Origin of the sequence: Bradyrhizobium sp. A11 (genome assembly GCF_042077125.1) — a bacterium.
Lineage (GTDB): Bacteria > Pseudomonadota > Alphaproteobacteria > Rhizobiales > Xanthobacteraceae > Bradyrhizobium > Bradyrhizobium japonicum_B.
Map to the genome: position 1 here is coordinate 3,909,320 of NZ_CP149509.1, position 18,027 is coordinate 3,927,346.

General features: G+C 65.4%; 16 protein-coding genes. 10 read left to right on the forward strand and 6 right to left on the reverse strand.

All coding sequences use genetic code 11. The features are described 5' to 3' along the window. Positions 1 to 169: 169 nt before the first annotated feature. Both WI560_RS18235 and WI560_RS18240 read left to right on the forward strand, forming a co-directional pair. Positions 170 to 1,555, forward strand: coding sequence for a histidine kinase (locus WI560_RS18235; RefSeq protein ID WP_375304286.1), 1,386 nt, complete (start codon positions 170 to 172; stop codon positions 1,553 to 1,555). After that, positions 1,552 to 2,214 carry a response regulator gene (locus WI560_RS18240; RefSeq protein WP_375304287.1) on the forward strand — a complete coding sequence of 221 codons (663 nt, stop codon included), beginning with the start codon at positions 1,552 to 1,554 and terminating at the stop codon, positions 2,212 to 2,214. Before WI560_RS18235 ends, WI560_RS18240 begins: the two co-directional genes overlap by 4 nt. 26 nt (positions 2,215 to 2,240) lie before the next feature. On the opposite strand, the gene WI560_RS18245 is transcribed toward WI560_RS18240, so the two are convergent. After that, positions 2,241 to 3,224, reverse strand: coding sequence for a VOC family protein (locus tag WI560_RS18245; protein ID WP_375304288.1), 984 nt, complete (start codon positions 3,222 to 3,224; stop codon positions 2,241 to 2,243). Positions 3,225 to 3,369: 145 nt separating this feature from the next. Between WI560_RS18245 and WI560_RS18250 the strand changes: the two genes are divergently transcribed. Next, a complete protein-coding gene (locus WI560_RS18250; protein WP_375304289.1) occupies positions 3,370 to 4,161 on the forward strand; it encodes a DNA-binding transcriptional regulator in 792 nt (263 codons plus the stop codon). On the opposite strand, the gene WI560_RS18255 is transcribed toward WI560_RS18250, so the two are convergent. Both WI560_RS18255 and WI560_RS18260 read right to left on the reverse strand, forming a co-directional pair. Continuing rightward, positions 4,158 to 5,168 carry a cytochrome P450 gene (locus WI560_RS18255; RefSeq protein WP_375304290.1) on the reverse strand — a complete coding sequence of 337 codons (1,011 nt, stop codon included), beginning with the start codon at positions 5,166 to 5,168 and terminating at the stop codon, positions 4,158 to 4,160. The genes WI560_RS18250 and WI560_RS18255 overlap by 4 nt on opposite strands. Positions 5,169 to 5,354: 186 nt before the next feature. After that, positions 5,355 to 6,503: an ABC transporter substrate-binding protein gene (locus tag WI560_RS18260; protein ID WP_375304291.1), complete on the reverse strand. Its 1,149-nt coding sequence runs from the start codon at positions 6,501 to 6,503 to the stop codon at positions 5,355 to 5,357. A 213-nt stretch (positions 6,504 to 6,716) separates the two neighbouring features. Between WI560_RS18260 and WI560_RS18265 the strand changes: the two genes are divergently transcribed. Further along, the gene (locus WI560_RS18265) at positions 6,717 to 8,225 is read left to right on the forward strand and encodes a bifunctional 3-(3-hydroxy-phenyl)propionate/3-hydroxycinnamic acid hydroxylase (RefSeq protein ID WP_375304292.1); all 1,509 of its coding nucleotides are present in this window, start codon (positions 6,717 to 6,719) and stop codon (positions 8,223 to 8,225) included. 26 nt (positions 8,226 to 8,251) lie between these two features. Next, a complete protein-coding gene (locus WI560_RS18270; RefSeq protein ID WP_375304293.1) occupies positions 8,252 to 9,103 on the forward strand; it encodes a fumarylacetoacetate hydrolase family protein in 852 nt (283 codons plus the stop codon). A 153-nt stretch (positions 9,104 to 9,256) separates the two neighbouring features. Here WI560_RS18270 and WI560_RS18275 read toward each other — a convergent pair whose 3' ends face one another. Together WI560_RS18275 and WI560_RS18280 are read right to left on the reverse strand one after the other, a co-directional pair. Then, positions 9,257 to 9,883, reverse strand: coding sequence for an MSMEG_1061 family FMN-dependent PPOX-type flavoprotein (locus WI560_RS18275; protein WP_375304294.1), 627 nt, complete (start codon positions 9,881 to 9,883; stop codon positions 9,257 to 9,259). Positions 9,884 to 9,905: 22 nt separating this feature from the next. Then, a complete protein-coding gene (locus tag WI560_RS18280) occupies positions 9,906 to 10,883 on the reverse strand; it encodes a Bug family tripartite tricarboxylate transporter substrate binding protein (RefSeq protein WP_375304295.1) in 978 nt (325 codons plus the stop codon). A gap of 138 nt (positions 10,884 to 11,021) precedes the next feature. Here WI560_RS18280 and WI560_RS18285 point away from each other — a divergent pair, with 138 nt between their 5' ends. Continuing rightward, the gene (locus WI560_RS18285) at positions 11,022 to 12,575 is read left to right on the forward strand and encodes a winged helix-turn-helix domain-containing protein (protein WP_375304296.1); all 1,554 of its coding nucleotides are present in this window, start codon (positions 11,022 to 11,024) and stop codon (positions 12,573 to 12,575) included. 17 nt (positions 12,576 to 12,592) lie between these two features. Here WI560_RS18285 and WI560_RS18290 read toward each other — a convergent pair whose 3' ends face one another. Beyond that, positions 12,593 to 13,435, reverse strand: coding sequence for a hypothetical protein (locus tag WI560_RS18290; protein WP_375304297.1), 843 nt, complete (start codon positions 13,433 to 13,435; stop codon positions 12,593 to 12,595). Positions 13,436 to 13,648: 213 nt separating this feature from the next. Between WI560_RS18290 and WI560_RS18295 the strand changes: the two genes are divergently transcribed. Genes WI560_RS18295 through WI560_RS18310 form a run of 4 tightly spaced genes read left to right on the forward strand, consistent with a single transcriptional unit; the run spans position 13,649 to position 18,019 of the window. Then, positions 13,649 to 14,533, forward strand: a complete 885-nt coding sequence (locus WI560_RS18295; protein WP_375304298.1) for an IclR family transcriptional regulator — start codon at positions 13,649 to 13,651, stop codon at positions 14,531 to 14,533. 1 nt (position 14,534) lies between these two features. Further along, positions 14,535 to 15,731, forward strand: a complete 1,197-nt coding sequence (locus WI560_RS18300; protein WP_375304299.1) for a CaiB/BaiF CoA transferase family protein — start codon at positions 14,535 to 14,537, stop codon at positions 15,729 to 15,731. Between the two features lie 57 nt (positions 15,732 to 15,788). Further along, positions 15,789 to 16,775 (forward strand): Bug family tripartite tricarboxylate transporter substrate binding protein, encoded by a 987-nt coding sequence (locus WI560_RS18305; RefSeq protein WP_375304300.1) that lies wholly within the window; start codon positions 15,789 to 15,791, stop codon positions 16,773 to 16,775. Positions 16,776 to 16,798: 23 nt separating this feature from the next. After that, positions 16,799 to 18,019 carry an ABC transporter substrate-binding protein gene (locus tag WI560_RS18310; protein WP_375304301.1) on the forward strand — a complete coding sequence of 407 codons (1,221 nt, stop codon included), beginning with the start codon at positions 16,799 to 16,801 and terminating at the stop codon, positions 18,017 to 18,019. Positions 18,020 to 18,027: the final 8 nt, after the last annotated feature.

The following is an 18,027-nucleotide window of genomic DNA, read 5'->3' on the forward strand; positions in this document are numbered from 1 at the left end:
CGCGATCGGGAAATCTCGGCGGCCAGCCCGAGCCCCTGCAACGGGGACCGTCCCGGCGAGGCCCGGGAAAATTTCACGACGTTGCACTGCGGTAGCGCCCGGCGCTTTCCGCGGGCGGCGTTCTGCCGTTTAATGCCGAGGCGACAAACCGTTCGCGCAAGGTGCCCCGATGTGGAACCGCCCGAGATTCGATCTCAAGGTCCGTCTGACGTTGCGCGTGGCCGCCATCACCGCGGCCTGCTTCGCCGTCATCTCCGCCTATTTCCTGATCGCCGCCGACCGCGACGCCCATGCCCGCATCGACAGCGTCGCCGCGATCGTGGCGAAGTCGCTGGAGCTGCAGCAAGGCAAAATCCAATGGGTGGCGGGTGCGCGCTCGGACTTTCCCAACCTTGACCCCGTCGCGGCTTATGTGATGACACCCGGCCTGTGCCTGGCATTCCGCGGTGCGAGCGGCGAGATGCTCCAGCGGTTCTGCAGCGGTGCGCCGGCCCCGGAGAGCCCGCCGCCGCAGGCCTTCGCGGCCTTCTATCGCAGCCTGTTCGATCCGGGCCGCGAGGCGGCACGGCCCGTGATGGTGCGCGGCGCCAGGCTCGGCGAGATCGTGGTGTCGGTCGATCCGGCGGTGCGGACGGCGGAGGCCTGGCATGACGCCGGCCGTCTGACGATCGCGCTTGCGATCGCGCTGCCGCTGTTGTGCCTCCTGGTCTACGCCGCGCTGGCGCGCGCGCTGCGCCCGACTCGCCTGATCTGCACCGGCCTCGACCGGATCGCGGCCAACGACCTCACGGCGCGGCTGCCGCCGTTCGATCTCGCCGAGCTGTCCGCGATCCGCGACGGCTTCAACCATCTCGCCGAAAGCCTCGACACCGCGCTGGCCGAACGCAACGAGCTGACCCGCAAGCTGATCGCGCTGCAGGACGATGAGCGCCGCCATCTCGCCCGCGAGCTGCACGACGAGTTCGGTCAGTCGCTGGCCGCCATCCGCGCGCTGGCCTCCTCTGCCCGCCACACCGCGACGCAGGACTGCCCGGCTTTGCTGTCGGAATGCGACGGCATCGCGCGCACCGCGACCGGCATGATGGAGACGCTGCGTGGCGCGCTGTTCCGGCTGCGGCCGCCCGACGTCGAGGAGCTCGGCCTCGTGGCGAGCCTGGAAGGCCTCGTCGCCGGCTGGAACGGCCGCAGCCGCGGCGAGACGCGCTTCACGATCCAGTTCGACGGCGCGTTCGAGACCCTGCCCGCCGCGATCAGCGCCAATCTCTATCGCATCGTGCAGGAGGCGCTCACGAACGCCGCCAAGCATGCCGGCGCCACCAAGGTCGGCGTCCATTTGACAATGGCCGGAGAGGAGATCGCACTGGCGATCGACGACGACGGCCGGCCCGGCGATGCCTCGAGCAAATCAGGCATGGGCCTGCTCGGCATGCGCGAGCGCGTGGCGGCCTTGCGCGGCCGGATGAGCTTTGAGGTCGGCCCCAACGGCGGCTCGGCGCTGCGCGTCGTCATTCCGCTCGCCGCCACCGGACCGCAGGTGCTGGAGCACGCGGCATGAGCGTGGCCGATGCGTCGATCCTGCTGGTCGACGACCATTCCGTCGTCCGCGAGGGTTATCGTTCCGTGCTCCAGAAGCAGCCGGGCCTGCGCGTCATCGCCGAGGCGGCCGATGGCGCCGAGGCCTACCGGCTGTACAAATCCGAGTCGCCCGATCTCGTCATCATGGATCTCAGCATGCCCGGCATCGGCGGCATCGAGGCCGTCCGGCGGATCAGGCAATGGGACAAGGGCGCCAGGATCCTCATCTTCACCATGCACCAGAATGCGGGCTTCGCCGTGCAGGCGATCCGCGCCGGTGCCAGGGGCTACGTCACCAAGACCAGCCCGCCGGAAACGCTGGTGCGCGCCGTGATGGACGTGCTCGCCGGCAAGATCGCCATCAGTCCCGACATCGACCACGAGCTCGCACTGAGCCGGCTCGGCGGCGAAAGCTCGGCCGCCGACGTCCTCACCGCGCGCGAGTTCGAGGTGCTGCGGCTGCTGCTCGCCGAGAAGACGACGGACGAGATCGCCGGCACGCTCCACGTCAGCCCCAAGACGGTGGCCAACCTGCATTCGCTGATCAAGGACAAGCTCGGCGTCGGCTCCGACATCGAGCTGGTCCGACTCGCCTTGCGCCAGGGCCTGCTGACCGAGCCCGATCTTGGCGAGACCTGACGTTCAGGCGTCGCACGCGGCCACGATCATTCGCGCGCGACCACCTGGTCCAGCCACGCGCAGTTCAGCGGCGGCACGCGCGGATCGGCGACACGCACGCCGCGCGCGGCTGCATCCAGCCGCATGTCGCGCAATCGCTTGCGCTGTTCTTCCGGCATATGGAGCCGCTCATGGCCCCACAGCGACGGCCCGTCGAAGGTCTCGTGCGGCTGCCAGGTCTCGGGATCAATCACGCGAGCGCCCCAGCCATATTCGATGAAGAAGCCGGAGGGCGTGTTCACGTAGAACGACGTCATGTGATCATTCGTATGCCGGCCCAGCGTGTAGGCCACACGCCCCTCGTCCAGCTGCGCCAGATCGTAGCCCTGGCCGACGTCGTCGAGGCTGCCGAGCTCGACCATGAAATGATGCATCGCTTTGCGCCCGGAGCCGACCATCGCAAAGCTATGGTGGCGGCCGTTGACGTGGAAGAAGTACAGCCCGTAAGGCTTCAAGCCGTAATCGGAGACGTGAAAGCCGAGCACGTCGCGGTAGAACGGCAACAGCAGCTCGACATCCTCCACATTGAGCACGACGTGCCCCATGCCCAGCGCGCCGGTGCGAAAGCCCGAGATCGGCCGGCCCGGCGTGAAGGGCTCGCTCGCAAGCTCGGGCTTGCAGAAGGCCTCGAGCCGATTGCCCGCCGGATCGGCGAACGAGATCAGCTCGGTGACATGCCGCTCATCGGCAAGCGCGCGCGCTCCGGGCGTCACCTTCACGCCGTGGCTTTCCAGCCGGCCGGCGAGGCGGTCGAGCTCCGCGCTTGACGGAACTTCCCACCCCATCACAGCAAGCCCGGCATCGCTGCTGCCGTCGACGATCAGCCGCTGCTTGCGGTCGTCCATCCGGAAGGCGCGCATCTTGCCGCCGCGGTCGACCTGCTGCATGCCGAGCAGCTCCGTCGCCATCCGGCCCCACTGGTCGAGCTGTGACGACTTGATTCCGATGTAGCCGAGCGCGGTGATTTCCATCGAAAGTCCTCCCGAAGGCATCGCGTGTGCCGCCATGCGGCGAACTTGATACCGGCCGCGCACGATCTTAACGTGGCGCTCCGCAATCGCTTCGCGCTCGCAACGATAATCGCGGGACCGTGCACCACAAGGGAGGAAATGCGAAGTGTCCAAGGAGCGGACGGGGCCGAGAGCGCCGCGGCAGTCGGAAGGCGTCCGCGCCTTCAAGCGCGGGCTCGACGTGCTGCGGGAGGTCAACCGCTCCGGCGGCATCCGTGCCGGCGATGTCGCCCGCGCGCTCGACCTGCCCCGCCCCACCGTCTATCGCCTGCTCGAAACTCTGGAGGAACTCGGCTACATCGCCCGCAGCGCCAGCGACGACCGGTTTCGCGTGACCCGGCGGGCGCTGAGCCTCGGCGACGGCTACGATCCCGGCGTGGTGATCTGCCAGGCGGCGGCGCCCTATCTCGCCGAGCTCAGCAAGACCCTGGTCTGGCCGGTCGATCTCTCCACGTATGAGAATGCCGCGATGGTCGTGCAGGAGACCACTCACGCGCGCAGCCCGCTCTCGATCGACCGCGGCATGATCGGCAAGCGGCTGCCGATGCTGCGCACCTCGGCCGGCCGCGCCTATCTCGCCGCCTGCCCCGACCACGAGCGCGAGCTGATCCTCAATCACCTGCGCCGCATCGACGAGGCGGACGACCGCCCCTTCCTCGAGACAGGTCGGCTCGCCCGCATGATTGCCGAGACGCAATCGCGCGGCTACGCCATCCGCAGCGAGGGAGAGTACAATGCGAAGACCGCGTCGATCGCCGTGCCGATCGTGCGGGGCGGCGCGGTGTTCGGCTGCATCTCCATCATCTGGATTCGCTCGGCATTGGCGATCGAGGACGCGATTGCGCAGTTTGTCGGCCCGATGCGCGATACCTCCGAGGCGATCCCGGTCGGCGCCTAGCTCACCCGCACCGGCAAGGATGCCAGGCCCCGCAACACGTTGTTGAGCGCCAGCACAGGCTCGCCAATATCGAAGTGCCGGACCTTCTCGACCAGAACTTCGAGAAGCGCGGTCATCTCCAACCGGGCCAGATGCAGGCCCGCGCACATGTGGGTGCCATTGCCGAACCCGAGATGATCGCTGGCACGGCGACGCACATCAAACCGCTCCGGATCCTGCCACTTCCGCTCGTCGCGATTGGCCGATGCATAGAGCAGCAGCACGCGACTTGCCTTCGGGAGGGTAACGTCCCCGATCGTCGCGTCATCGGTCAGATGGCGGGTGAATCCCCGTATCGGAGATTCCAGGCGCAATGCTTCGTTGATCGCGCCCGGAATCAAGGCGGGATCCTGCCGCACAAGATCCCATTGATCGGGATATTTGCCGAACAACAGGATCAGGTTCGCCGTGGCGAAGATCGTCGTGTCGAGGCTCGGCCCCAGATAATCGCGCATCAGGACCGGGCAACGCTCGGGCTCGATCTCGCCACGGTCCGCGGCCGCGAAGATCCTGTCGCCCCAGCTGCCTGCCCGCAGGCGCTCGCGGACGGCGGAACCGCCGAGATAATGACGCATCTCCTGCACATCGGCCATGGCCGCGCAGGCGCGATCATTCATCGCACCGAGCACGTTGAACGTCGCTGACGCCCATCGCAGCATGCTGCCGCGCCCATACTCCTCCAGACCCACGAGCTTGGATACGATGGTCAGCGGCAGATGCTGCGCCAGATCCGTCACGGCGTCGAACCGCCCCCGGCTCACGAGATCCTCGACGAGTCGCCGCGCCTCCGCCCGGATCTCGGGTCCGATCTGCTCCAGCGCTCTCGGCAGCAAGGGAGCGGCGATGATTGCCCGCAAGCGATCGTGCAACGGCGCATCGCTCGCGAGCGTCGTGCCTCGCGACATCTCGTTGACATGATCGTTGGCGGCAACGCCCTGGGCCGAGGAGAACAGGCTGGGGTTGCGCAAGGCTGCGCGGACGTCCTCGAAACGGCCGACCGCGTAGAGCCCGTTGCGCGGGAGCCAGACGGTGGCCCCCAGATCGCGCAGCGCGCGATAGTGCTGATAGGGTTGGCGCAGGACGTCGTCGGCGTAGAGATCGACGTCATAGACCGGACATTCCGCGACAGTCATGACCCCGCTCCGTTCTGCTGCTCAGCGCACTGCAATCCATTCGCCCTTGTCGAGCTTGCCCAGCCTCAGCGCGCTCGGGTCCAGTCCGGTGTGGTCGTTCGGCCCGTAATTGTAGACGCCGCGTGATCCCGCGACGCCCTTCAGCCCCTCGATGGCGCTGCGCAGACCTTCCCGAAATTCTGCGGTTCCCGGCTCTCCCATCTTCAATGCCGCGGGCACCGCCTGCTCGATCAGGATCAACGCGTCGTAGGCAGAACCGGCAAAGATGTTGCGGCTGCCGGGTCCAAACTTGGCCTCGTAGCGCTGGATGAATTCGAGCGCCGCCTTCTTGGCGGGATAATCGTCCGGGAAAGACGCAGCGCCCACGGCCGGGCTCAGGGGCACGAAAATGCCGTCGCCTTGCGTGCCGGTCAGTTTGCGGAAATCGCCGAATGTGGCACCGAGGGTGCCGTAGATCTGCCCCTCATATCCCTTTTCCCGCAATTGCAGCAGCGGAAGGGCCGCCGGTGCGCCCGAGGCCGCAATCAGAACCGCATCCGGCCGGGCTGCGATGATCTTGAGGATCTGCCCGACGACCGTGGTATCCGTTCGGGCGTATTTCTCGTTGGCGACGAGCTCGACCCCGGCGGCCGCGGACATGTCGGCGCTCACCTTGCTCCAGGCATCGCCATAGGAATCGGCAAAGCCGATCAGCGCGAGCCTTTTGACGCCGGTCTTCTTCATGTTCGCAAACAGCGGCGCGGCTTCGTGATCGTCATTGGTCGTGGTCTTGAATATCCAGCGCCGCCTGGCATCGACCGGGGCCACCAAGGCATTGACGGGCGCAAGCGTGATCACCGGAAGCTTGTATTCGACCGCCGGGTCGATCACGGCAAACGAGCCGGGCGTCGAGGTCGGCCCGACCAGGATGTCGATCTTGCTCTCCTGGTAGAGCTTGCGCAGCGCGCTGACCGCAGCGGTGCTATCCGAGGCTTCGTCAAGGAAGAGATAGTTGACCTTCCTGCCGGCGATCTCGGTCGGGCCGAAAGCCGTGCCGTTCCGCTCGGCATTGCCGATCGCTGCCGCCGGTCCGGTTGCCGAGAGGATGATCCCGACGTTGATATCGGCAGCGAAACCCGGCGCGGTCCAGAGTTGCACTGCAAGGCACACGCCCAATATCGATCGCAGCATCGCCATCTCCTCCCGGCGGCCGCCTCGCGGGCAGCCTGCACTTTATTGCTGTTGCACTGACCCTCCTTAGCCACACCGAGCCTGAAGTGCTTAGCCCGATCGTCGAATTGTCCGGCTGGTGGACAGAGGGAGAAGGTGGGACCGGCGTCCGCTGGGCGGACACTTCGGCCGGCGGCGTTGATGCTGCGGCGCAGCTCGGGGAAGAGATAAGCCATGCAAGATAGCTCCACCCCCGAAGACTTTGACGTCGTGATCGTCGGCCGCGGCCCGGTCGGCGCCACGCTCGCCAATCTGCTCGGCCTGTGCGGCATACGCACGCTGGTGCTGGAGCGCGAGGCGCGGACCTATCATTTGCCGCGCGCGGTGCATTTCGACGACGAATGCATGCGCGTGTTCCAGAGCATCGGCCTGGCCGACGCCATCTTACCGCACGTGATCCTGAGCCCGGGGATGCTGTTTCTCGACGCCGACGGCCGCATGCTGCTGGACTGGTCCCGTCCGCAGACGCTTACCCCGATGGGCTGGCATCTCAGCTACCGCTTCCACCAGCCCGATCTGGAGGATGTCCTGATCGGCGGCCTCTGCCGCTGGCCACACGTCGCCTTGCGTAATCGCTGCGACGTGTTCGCGCTCGATCAGGACGAGCGCGGCGTGCGCGTCCGCTATGAAGACCTCTCAACTGGAGAACTCAAGGAAGTCCACGCAGCCTATGTGATCGGCTGTGACGGCGCCCGCTCGCTGGTCCGCCGCTTCATCGGCTCCGGCATGCACGATCTCGGTTTCCACGAGCGCTGGCTGGTGATCGACGTGCTGCTCAAGCGCGCGCGCGACGATCTCGGCGACTACAGCCTCCAGCATTGCGATCCCGCGCGCCCCGCGACCTATGTGCGCGGCACCGGCGTGCGGCGGCGCTGGGAGATCACGATCCTGCCGGACGAGGATTCCCAGGAGGTCGTGCAGACTGCAAAGGTCTGGAACCTGCTGTCGCGCTGGATCACGCCCGACGATGCCGAGATCGAGCGCGCTGCGGTCTACACCTTTCATTCCGCGATTGCCCAGCAATGGCGGAATGGACGCTTGCTGCTCGCGGGCGATTCCGCACACCAGACCCCGCCCTTCCTCGGCCAGGGGATGTGCGCCGGCATCCGTGATGCCGCGAACCTCGCCTGGAAGCTCGACGCCGTCATCCGGGGCGGCGCCGGGTCCGAACTGCTCGACACCTATCAGAGCGAGCGCCTGCCGCATGTGCGCGAATTCATCGAGCTCGCCATTCGCCTCGGCGGATTGATCAACACCAAGGCGATCGAAGCGGGCCTGGCTGCGGGCGAGCCGCGCGAGAACGCGCCGGTGAAGCTCGAGGTGAAGAAGCCCAAGCTCGGCCCCGGGCTGGCACCGCGCGAGGTGCCTCTCGCCGGAGATCTGGCGCCGCAGTTCGAGCTGCGGGACGGCAGCCGCAGCGACGACCAGGTCGGCTACGGCCACGTGCTGTTGGTCGCAAACGCGGCCGCCCTCTCCGCACGCCCGGCGCTTGCCCAGGCAGGACTCAAGATCCTGACTGGCGATGACGCGCCGGCCATCGGCGACTGGCTGCGCAAGCAGGACATCATCGCCGCGCTCGTACGCCCCGACCGCTATGTGCGCGGTACCGCCCGCAACGAAGCCGAGCTTGACCAGTTGATCGCCGCCGTCCAGCCTCTAACCTGCGTGCCGTCCGCGGCCTGACTCAACATTTTCCCAGGGATGATCTCATGAAGCTGCTTTCTTTCATCGCTGACGGCCGCACCTCGTTCGGCGCCGTCAAGGACAATGGCGTTGTCGATCTCGGCGCGCGGATGAAGGGCTGCACGACGCTGCGGCAATTGCTCGAAACCGGCGGCGTGGCCGAGGCGGCAAAGCTGGTCGCGTCCACGGCGCCCGATCATCCGCTCGAGCGCATCACCTTCCTCCCTGTCGTCCCCGATCCCGGCAAGATCATCTGCGTCGGCCTCAATTATCGGGACCACGTCGTGGAGACGGGCCGTACCGTCACCGAGAAGCCGGCGCTCTTCGCGCGCTTTGCCTGTAGCCAGGTCGGCCATCTCCGGCCGATCGTGAAGCCGAAGGTCAGCGACGATTTCGACTATGAAGGCGAGCTCGCGCTGGTCATCGGCAAGCAAGGCCGCCACATCCCCACTGACCGCGCGCTCGGGCACGTTGCCGGCTATTCCTGCTACAATGAAGGCAGCGTCCGCGACTGGCAGCGCCACACCAGCCAGTTCCTGTCCGGCAAGACCTTTGCCGACAGCGGCAGCTTCGGTCCGTGGCTGGTGACGGCCGACGAGATTCCCGATCCGTCAAAGCTCAGCTTGCAGACGCGCCTCAACGGCACCGTGGTGCAGGACACCACCACCGATCTCCTGATCACCGCCATCCCCGAGCTGATCGCCTACATCTCCACGATCTGCCCGCTCGACCCCGGCGACGTCATCGTGACGGGCACGCCCGGCGGCGTCGGTGCCAGGCGCACGCCGCCCTTGTGGATGCGCCCGGGCGACATTGTCGAGGTCGAGATTTCCGGCATCGGAATCTTGCGCAACACGGTGATCGCCGAGCCGGCCTGACCACGCCACTCGCGCTCGCGGGAAATGCCGCACGCGCCGAAATCAAGGGCCGATTGCACCGCGGATGCGGGTTCGGAAGGTACGAAGCGGCCACAAGCTGCGTCCTTCCAAGGTAATCCAAGCGGAAGCTGATCGAGGCGCCTTCAATCGCGTTCAGTAGAGATTGGCGATGCCATGATCGATGACCGCTTGAACGTCCGCTTCCGTTTCGCCCGATTTGGCGTGTGTCACGATCGCATGGGCCAGCGACGGCAGGCTTGATCGATCGGGCCAATGCTCCGGGCTCCAAAGCCTTGAACGGAACACGCACTTCGGACAATGGAGAAACACCTCGCCGACTTCGATCACCAGGATCAGATTCGGTGGCTTGCCATCGACGGCAAAGCGCTCTTGCAGCGCGCAATCGCGGACGATCCTTCCGATCCCGCTGATGCGCAACGTGTCGCCGTGGCCGGGGATCATGAACATCAGTCCGATCTCGGGATGCACGAGCAGGTTCTCAAATGTGTCGAGGCGATTGTTTCCCAGTCGATCTGGAATCGCGAGCGTCCTCTCATCGAGAACCGCGACAAAACCGGCCGGATCGCCCTTGGGTGAGACGTCGATCCGTCCATCGGCCCCACGCGACCCCACGATCACGAAGGGGCTCGCCGCAATGAACTGGCGGCATATCTCGTCGACGTGGTCGATGACCTTGTTGCTGGCACGATAACTCGGAGAATTGCAGACCTCGCGCAAACGCTCCCGCGTCGTAATGAACTCGTCGAACCTCACGGACATGGTGGTCTCCGGCAGCGCGGGATTATTCCGGTTTGATCTGCGCGGTGCGGATCACGTCCCCCCAGCGTTCGGTCTGCTCGGCGATGAGCTTGCCGAACTCGGCCGGGGAGCCCTGTAGCGGCGCCCCGCCGAGGCCCGTCAGCCGGGCCTTGATGGCAGCATCCGCCAGACCCGCGTTGATCTCGGCGTTGAGCCGCTCGACAATCTGAATCGGCGTGTGCCGGGGCACTCCGATGCCGACCCAGCCGACCGACTCGTAGCCCGGCACGGTCTCTGCGACGGTGGGGATGTCAGGCAGCGCCGAAGACCTGGTCGCGGTCGTTACCGCCAGTGCGCGCAGCTTGCCGGACTTGACGTGTTCGAGCGATGAGAAGATCGGGTCGAATGCCAGCTGAATTTCGCCTCGCAGAAGGTCGGACAGCATCTGTGCCGAGCCGCGATAGCGCACATGCACCAGGTCGATCCCGGTCATCATCTTGAACAACTCACCCGCCATGTGCTGCGGGCTGCCAATGCCCGCAGACCCGAAATTCAGCTTGCCGGAATTGACCTTGGCGTAGGCAATCAGCTCGGACACGGTGCCGGCCGGAATGGACGCATGCACCGCCATAACGAGCGGATTGCTCATGATGCCGCCGACCGGCGCTATATCTCGGACGAAGTTGAAGCTGAGCTTCTCATAGAGAGTCGCATTGATGGCGTTGAACGATCCGGCCAGCAGGAGGGTGTGGCCGTCCGCCGCCGACGTCACCACCGCCTCGGTCCCGATATTGCCGCCCGCGCCCGGTCGGTTTTCGACGGTGCAGGGCTGGCCGAGACGCTCCGACAACCAGTGGCCGATGAGCCGTGCGCTGATGTCGGCGGCGCCTCCGGCGGCTTGCGGCACGATCAAGCGGATCGGCCGCGTCGGATACGCCTCTGCGAGCGCGGTCGATGCCAGGACTGGTAGAGCGGCAATCCCCGCGGCGAGTTGAAGCAGTCTGCGGCGCGCAATGGTCATGAGCTATGCCCTTTTTGCTGCAACAGTGTCGCGATAATCATGCCAGGCTCTCGGCATTCCCGCTTTGCGAATGGCTTACTTTATCCTTACCTTGGCCTTCATTTGACGAGCACGGTCCTGCCTGTGCTGGAGTGCAAGTTGCTGTACCGGTTCGAAAAATATGCGCTGGACACCGACCGCCGGGAGCTTCGGCATGGCGGCAAGCTGGTAAACCTTGCACCGCAAGTCTTCGATATCCTCTCCTTTCTGATCCGCCATCGCGAGCGTGTCATTAGCAAGGACGATCTCATCGCCAGTATCTGGGGCGGACGCATCGTTTCAGAGTCAGCGCTGACGACGCGGCTGAATGGCGCCCGGAAGGCGATTGGCGACAGTGGCGAGGAACAACGGTTGATCAAGACGCTTCCCCGCAAGGGATTTCGCTTCGTCGGCGAGGTTCACGAGGAAGGAACGTCGAAGACCGTCCTGGCCGGGGTTACGCCGAGCCTCACCTCGCAGGAGCACCCCTCGATCGTCGTTCTGCCGTTTGCAAATCTGAGTGGCGATCCGCTGCAGGACTATTTCACCGATGGAATTGTCGAGGACATCACCACCGAGCTGTCTCGATTCTCCGAGCTGTTCGTCATCGCGCGCAACACGAGCTTCACCTACAAGGGACAGGCGGTCGACGTCCGGGCCGTGAGGCGGGACCTCGGCGTCCGCTATGCGCTGGAAGGCAGTGTGCGCAAGGCGGAGAAGCGCGTGCGGATCACCGGCCAGTTGATCGATGCCGAAAGCGGAAAGCACATCTGGGCAGATCGGTTCGAAAGTTCGCTCGAAGATATTTTCGAGCTGCAGGATCAGATGGCGCACAGCGTGGTGGGCGCGATCGCTCCCAGGTTGGAACAAGCCGAAATCGAGCGCGCCAAACGTAAACCAACGGAAAGCCTGAGCGCCTATGATTGCTTCCTGCGCGGCATGGCCGGTTGGCACGACTGGACCAGAGCCGGTCACGATGCCGCGCTAAGGCGATTCTATCGCGCGATTGAACTCGATCCGGCATTTGCAAGACCGCATGCGCTCGCCGCGGGCTGCTTTCTCATGCGCAAGTCGAATGGCTGGGTGGTCGATCGCGCTGCCGAGACGGCCGAGACCAATCGGCTTGCACGACTGGCCGCCGACCTTGGCCGGGCGGATGCCGTCGCGCTCGCCTGGAGCGCACATGCGCTGGCTCACGTCGTCGGCGACATCAAGGCTGGGATTGCTCTGATCGATCATGCCCTGCGATTGAACCCGAACCTGGCCGTCGCCTGGCAGCGCAGCGGCTGGATCCGTGTCTATGCGGGAGAATGCGAGGTGGCGATCGAGCACCTGCACAACGCCATGCGCCTCAGTCCACTCGACCCGCTGATGCATCTGGCCTACAGCGCCATGGCCTTCGCCTATTTCCTTCTTGGCGACCTTGACCAGTCTTCCACATGGTCCGACCGCGCGTTGCAGATGCGGCCGGACTGGCCCGTTGCACTGCGCGTTTCGGCGATGAGCCATGCCTTTGCCGGCCGTGACCGCCTGACACGACAGGCGATGACGCGGCTACGCGCACTGCAACCCACCTTGCAGCTATCAAATCTACACGAGCAGATATTCCTCCACCGGCCCGAACATATGCAGAGATTCATCGAAGGTATGAGGAATGCCGGGTTGCCCGAATAGCCGACGACCAGCTCGTGCTAGGCCAGATAGAGCGCCAGATAGCCCTGCATCGCATAGAGCGCGCAGAGCGCGAGGCTCGACCACACCGCGGCGCTGAAATACAGGAACATCCAGGTCAGCTCGCCCTTCCAATGCGCGATGTCGTGGGTCACCACCCAGCGTGTCGAGACGTCATGCAGTCCCTCGATGAAGCCGAGGAACGTGTTGCCCTCGGCGTGCCCTGCCCGCCAGCGGCTGAGATACATCGGCACGTCGACGGTGACGAGGAAGGCGAGGAAGCAGGCGATGCCGACGATGCCTGACATCAGCGCCCAGCGCACCACGCCCTGGAATTCCGGCATCAGGCGGCATAGCGCGATGCCGGCGAGGAAGAAGGTCACCGCCCACAGCGAGTTCTCGATCGCGTTGTAGAGAAAGTTGGTCGTCACCACCGCGTACCAGGAAAAGCATTCCGCGATGATGATGATCGGCACGATCACGAGCGCGATGTTCACCGCGGTCTCCGCGCCGGTCATCTTGCCGAGCTGATGCAGGATGATGGCCCATTGCGCCACGAAGCAGAGCTCGGCCACGGTCGCGACCGTCCGGCCGACCACGACGCTCGACAGCCAGGTGTCGAACAGGCAGATGCGCTGCACGTCGGCGCGCGGCAGGAACGAGCGGAACGCGCAGCCGAACACATAGCCGGCGCAGAGCAGGAACATCAGCCCGACGTCCGAGCCGCCGCTGAGATTGCCCGACGGCGTCGGGTAGAACTCGCGGTACAGCAAAAACCAGACGAGGATATTGGCGCCGCTCACAAGCGTGAGAGATCCCCACCACCACGCAAGGGGATTTGACCGCGCCTGCCACTGCAACATGAGCCGCTCCGCAAATAATCGATCTGACATGTCGTCGTAATAATCCTGTCACAAGACGGCGTGCAATCACGACAAAAATCTGTGCGCTGGCTCTGTCGCGCGCGCTTTCCAGCGGAATGCCCGGGTCTACGCGCCTGTCCACATATCGGACAATTTTGTGGGGATCGTCGAATCTATTGGACAGCACTCATCGCCCCGTCTGATAGTTAGGTCATGGCGCCAACAGACTCATCCAAGCCGCGACACCTGCTCTCCTCCGCCGCCGCCGTGCTGGCGGAGAGCGCCGATGACGCCGCCTTCGCCACGACGCTGGCCAAAGGGCTGGTCGTGCTCGAAGCCTTCAGGGCCGGGAGCACGTTGCTGGGCAACATGGAGCTGTCGACGCTGACGGGCATCCCGCGGCCGACGGTGGCGCGGCTCACCCACACGCTGGCCGAGCTCGGCTACCTCCGCTACGACGCCGAGCGGGCCAAGTACCGCGTCGGTGCGCGGGCGCTGCGGATCGCGCATCCTCTGCTCGCCGGGATGCAGTTCCGCCAGGTTGCGCGGCCGATGATGCAGGAGCTGGCGCTCAGCGTCCGCGGCACGGTCTCGATCGGCCTGCTCGACGCCACCTCGATGATCTATGTCGAGACCGCGCGCTCCGGCGACGTCGGACCGCACGTGCCCGACATCGGCATGCCGATTCCCGTGGTGCTGACCGCGATGGGACGCGCCGCGGCGGCAACCCTGCCGGCGGCCGACGCCGACCGGCTCGAGCGGAACATCGCGGCCGAAGACGCCGAGCTATGGTCGGCCTTTCGCGACAAGTACCGCGCCGGGATCGCGCAATGCAGAAGCCGCGGCTTCTGCACCTGCTGGGGCGAGTACATGGCCTCGATCCATGCCGTCGCGGCGCCGCTGTTTCACGCCGGCGAATCCAAGCAGTCGTTCTCGATCAATTGCGGCATCCCGGCATTCCGCCTCCAGCCGGGCCAGCTGGAAGCCGAGATCGGTCCGCGCATCGCCGCGCTCGCCGACAGCATCCGCGCCATCGTCGGGCAGGCTGAGCTCGCGCCGCCGCGCAAGACCAAGAAGATCGCAAGGACCGGGGCGTGACATGGCTGGACCGCTCGAAGGATTGAAGGTTCTCGACATCGCGACCATCATCGCAGCGCCCTTTGCCGCAACGCTGCTGGCCGATTACGGCGCCGAGGTGCTCAAGATCGAGATGCCGGGCCAAGGCGACGGCGTACGGTCGTTTCCGCCGTTCAAGGACGGCAAGCCGCTGTGGTGGAAAGCGGCCAATCGCAACAAGAAGTTCGCCACGCTCGATCTGCGCACGCAGGAAGGACTTGCGCTGTTCAAGCAGCTGCTTCCGCGCTTCGACGTGCTGATCGAGAATTTCCGTCCGGGAACGCTGGATCGCTGGGGCTTGCCCAAGGAGGTGCTGTGGTCGATCCAGCCGCGCCTGGTGATCCTGCGCGCCACCGCCTTCGGGCAGGATGGCCCCTATCGCGAGCGGCCCGGCTTTGCCCGCATCTTCGAGGCCATGGGCGGGCTCACCTACATCACGGGCGAGAGCGACGGCGAGCCGACCCATCCCGGATACCCGATCGGAGATTCGATCGGCGGCCTGTTCGGCGCCGTCGGCGTGCTCGCGGCGCTGTGGAAACGGGCACGAGACCCCAATGCCCCCGGCGAGGAGATCGATCTTTCGCTGACTGAAGCCACTTTCCGTCTGCTCGACGTTCTCGCCATCGAGCACGATCAGCTCGGCGCCGTTCGAGAGCGGATCGGCAACGCCAACGGCTATTCGGCGCCGGCCGCCGTGTTTCGCACGAGCGACGGTCACTGGGTGACGCTCGCAGGCTCGACCAACGCACTGTTTGCGGCGAACTGCCGGGCGATCGAGCGGCCCGACCTCATCGAGGACCCGCGTTTCGCCACCAACGACCGCCGCGTCAAGCACGCTTCCGAGCTCAACGACATCTTCGCCGGCTGGTGCGCCGCCCATCCCCTCGACGAGGTCCTCGCAAGGTTCAATGCCGCGCAGGGAACGCTCGCGCCGATCTATTCGATCGACCAGATCGCCGACGATCCGCAAGTGAAGGCGCGCGAGGTGATCACCCGCGTAGCCGACCGCGATTTCGGCACGGTTGCCATGGCCAACGTCGTTCCTCGCTTCAGCGTCGATCCGACGCGAATGCGTCACGCCGCAGGTGACGTCGGCCAGGACAATGACGAGGTCTTCCGGGACTGGCTTGGCCTGTCGGACCAGGAGATTGAACGGCTCACCCAACGAAAGGTGATCTGACGTCGCAGCAAGACCAACGACACAAGAAGACCAACGACAAAAGGGAGGACGAAAACGGTGGCATCATTCAAGGTCACACGCCGAACCCTGCTGGGCACGATCGCAGGCGGCCTCGCAGCAGGATCGGGCTTGGCAGCGCATGCCGAAGACGCCTGGCCGTCGCGCCTGGTACGGCTGATCTCGCCTTACGGCCCCGGCGGCTCCAACGACATCTCGCTGCGCCTGCTGGCCGAAGAGTTCGGCCGCAGTCTGCGTCAGCAGTTCATTGTCGAGAACAAGCCGGGCGCCGGCACCCGCATCGCCAACGACATGGTCGCCCATGCGCCCGGCGACGGCTACACGCTTCTGTATGTCGCGGCGCCCTACGCCACCGCCGAGGCGCTGTTCGGCAAGCTGACCTATGACCGCAAGGAACTGCAGCCGGTCGCCATGGTCGTGATCGCGCCGCTGTTTCTCATCATCAGCGCGGACGCACCGTTCAAGACGCTTCCCGAGCTGATCGCCTACGGCAAATCGAAGCCCGATGGGCTGACCTTCGCCTCTCCCGGCGCCGGCTCGCAGCCGCACCTGGCCGGAGAGCTGCTGTTCCGCGACGCCGGCGTCAAGGGCCTCAACATCCCGTTCCGGGGCGATGCCGCCTCCTACACCGAGCTGCTCGCCGGCCGCGTCGATGCCACGCTGACGGCGCTGCCGACCGCCCTGCCCTACATCCAGAGCGGCAAGTTCATCGTGCTCGGCGTCGCCTCGCCCGAGCGCAGCGCGCTCTATCCGCAGGCGCCGACCTTGCGCGAGCAGGGTTTCCCGAACGTCGCGGCCGCCGGCTGGTACGGCTTCATGGCGCCGGCGACGACGCCGCGCGCGATCGTCGACAAGTTCCAGGCCGAAGTCCTGCGCGCGCTCGCCGAGCCGGCCATCAAGGACAAGCTGACGGCTCAAGGCCTCGAAGTGCGCGCCGGCACCGCCGCAGAGTTCGGCAAGTTCATCGATGCCGAGACGCAGAAATGGACCAAGCTGATCCGCGATGCCGGGCTCAAGGGCGAATGACAGTGTGCGAACAGGGCATGAAAATGAAGAACCGTCTTCTCGAACGCATCGCCGCCTCCGCTCTCGTTCTGGCGCTGTCGATCGCACAGGCTCACGCGCAGAAGAAATACGATCCCGGCGCCTCCGACACCGCGATCAAGGTCGGACAGACCGTGCCGCTGAGCGGGCCCGCCTCGGCCTACGCCGTGATCGGCAAGACTCAGGCGGCCTATATGAAGATGATCAACGATCAGGGCGGCGTGAACGGGCGCAAGATCGAGCTGATCCAATATGACGACGCCTATTCGCCGCCGAAGACGGTGGAGCAGGTCCGCAAGCTGGTCGAAAGCGACGAGGTGCTGCTGACGTTCCAGATCATCGGCACCGCGCCGAACGTCGCCGTGCAGAAATATCTCAACGCCAAGAAGATCCCGCAGCTGTTCGCGGCCACCGGCGCGGCCCGCTTCACCGATCCCAAGAACTTTCCCTGGACCATGGGCTTCAACCCCTCCTACCTCGTCGAGGGCCGGATCTACGCGCAATATCTCCTGAAGAACCATCCGAACGCGAAGATCGGCGTGCTCTTCCAGAACGACGACCTCGGCAAGGATTATCTCGCCGGCCTCAAGGCGGGCCTCGGCGACAAGGCGAAGATGGTGGTGGCCGAGACCTCCTACGAGATCTCAGAACCGACCATCGACTCGCAGATCCTGCGGTTGAAGGACGCCGGCGCCGACGTGCTGTTCAGCGCCACGACGCCGAAGCAGGCCGCGCAGGCGATCAAGAAGGTCGCCGAGATCGGCTGGAAGCCGCTGCACATCATCGACATCAATGCCTCCTCGCTCAGCGCCGTGCTGAAGCCGGCGGGTCTGGACAATTCCAAGGGCGTCATCAGCGTCGGCTACGTCAAGGACGCCGCCGATCCCGAATGGAAGGACGATGCCGGCATGAAGCGCTACCTCGCCTTCATGGCGAAATACTATCCCGAGGGCGACAGGGATTCGAACCTGAACGTCTACGGCTACATCACCGCCCAGCTGCTGGTGCAGGTGCTGAAGCAATGCGGCGACGATTTGACGCGTGAGAACGTGATGCGGCAGGCCGCGAGCCTCAGGGACGTCGTGCTCGATCTGACGCTTCCCGGAATCTCCGTCACGACGACGCCGACCGACTACCGCGTCAACAAGCAGTTCCAGATGGTGCAGTTCGACGGCCAGCGTTGGCAGAAGCTCGGAGACATCGTGTCGGACGAGGCGAAGGAGTGAGGACCCGG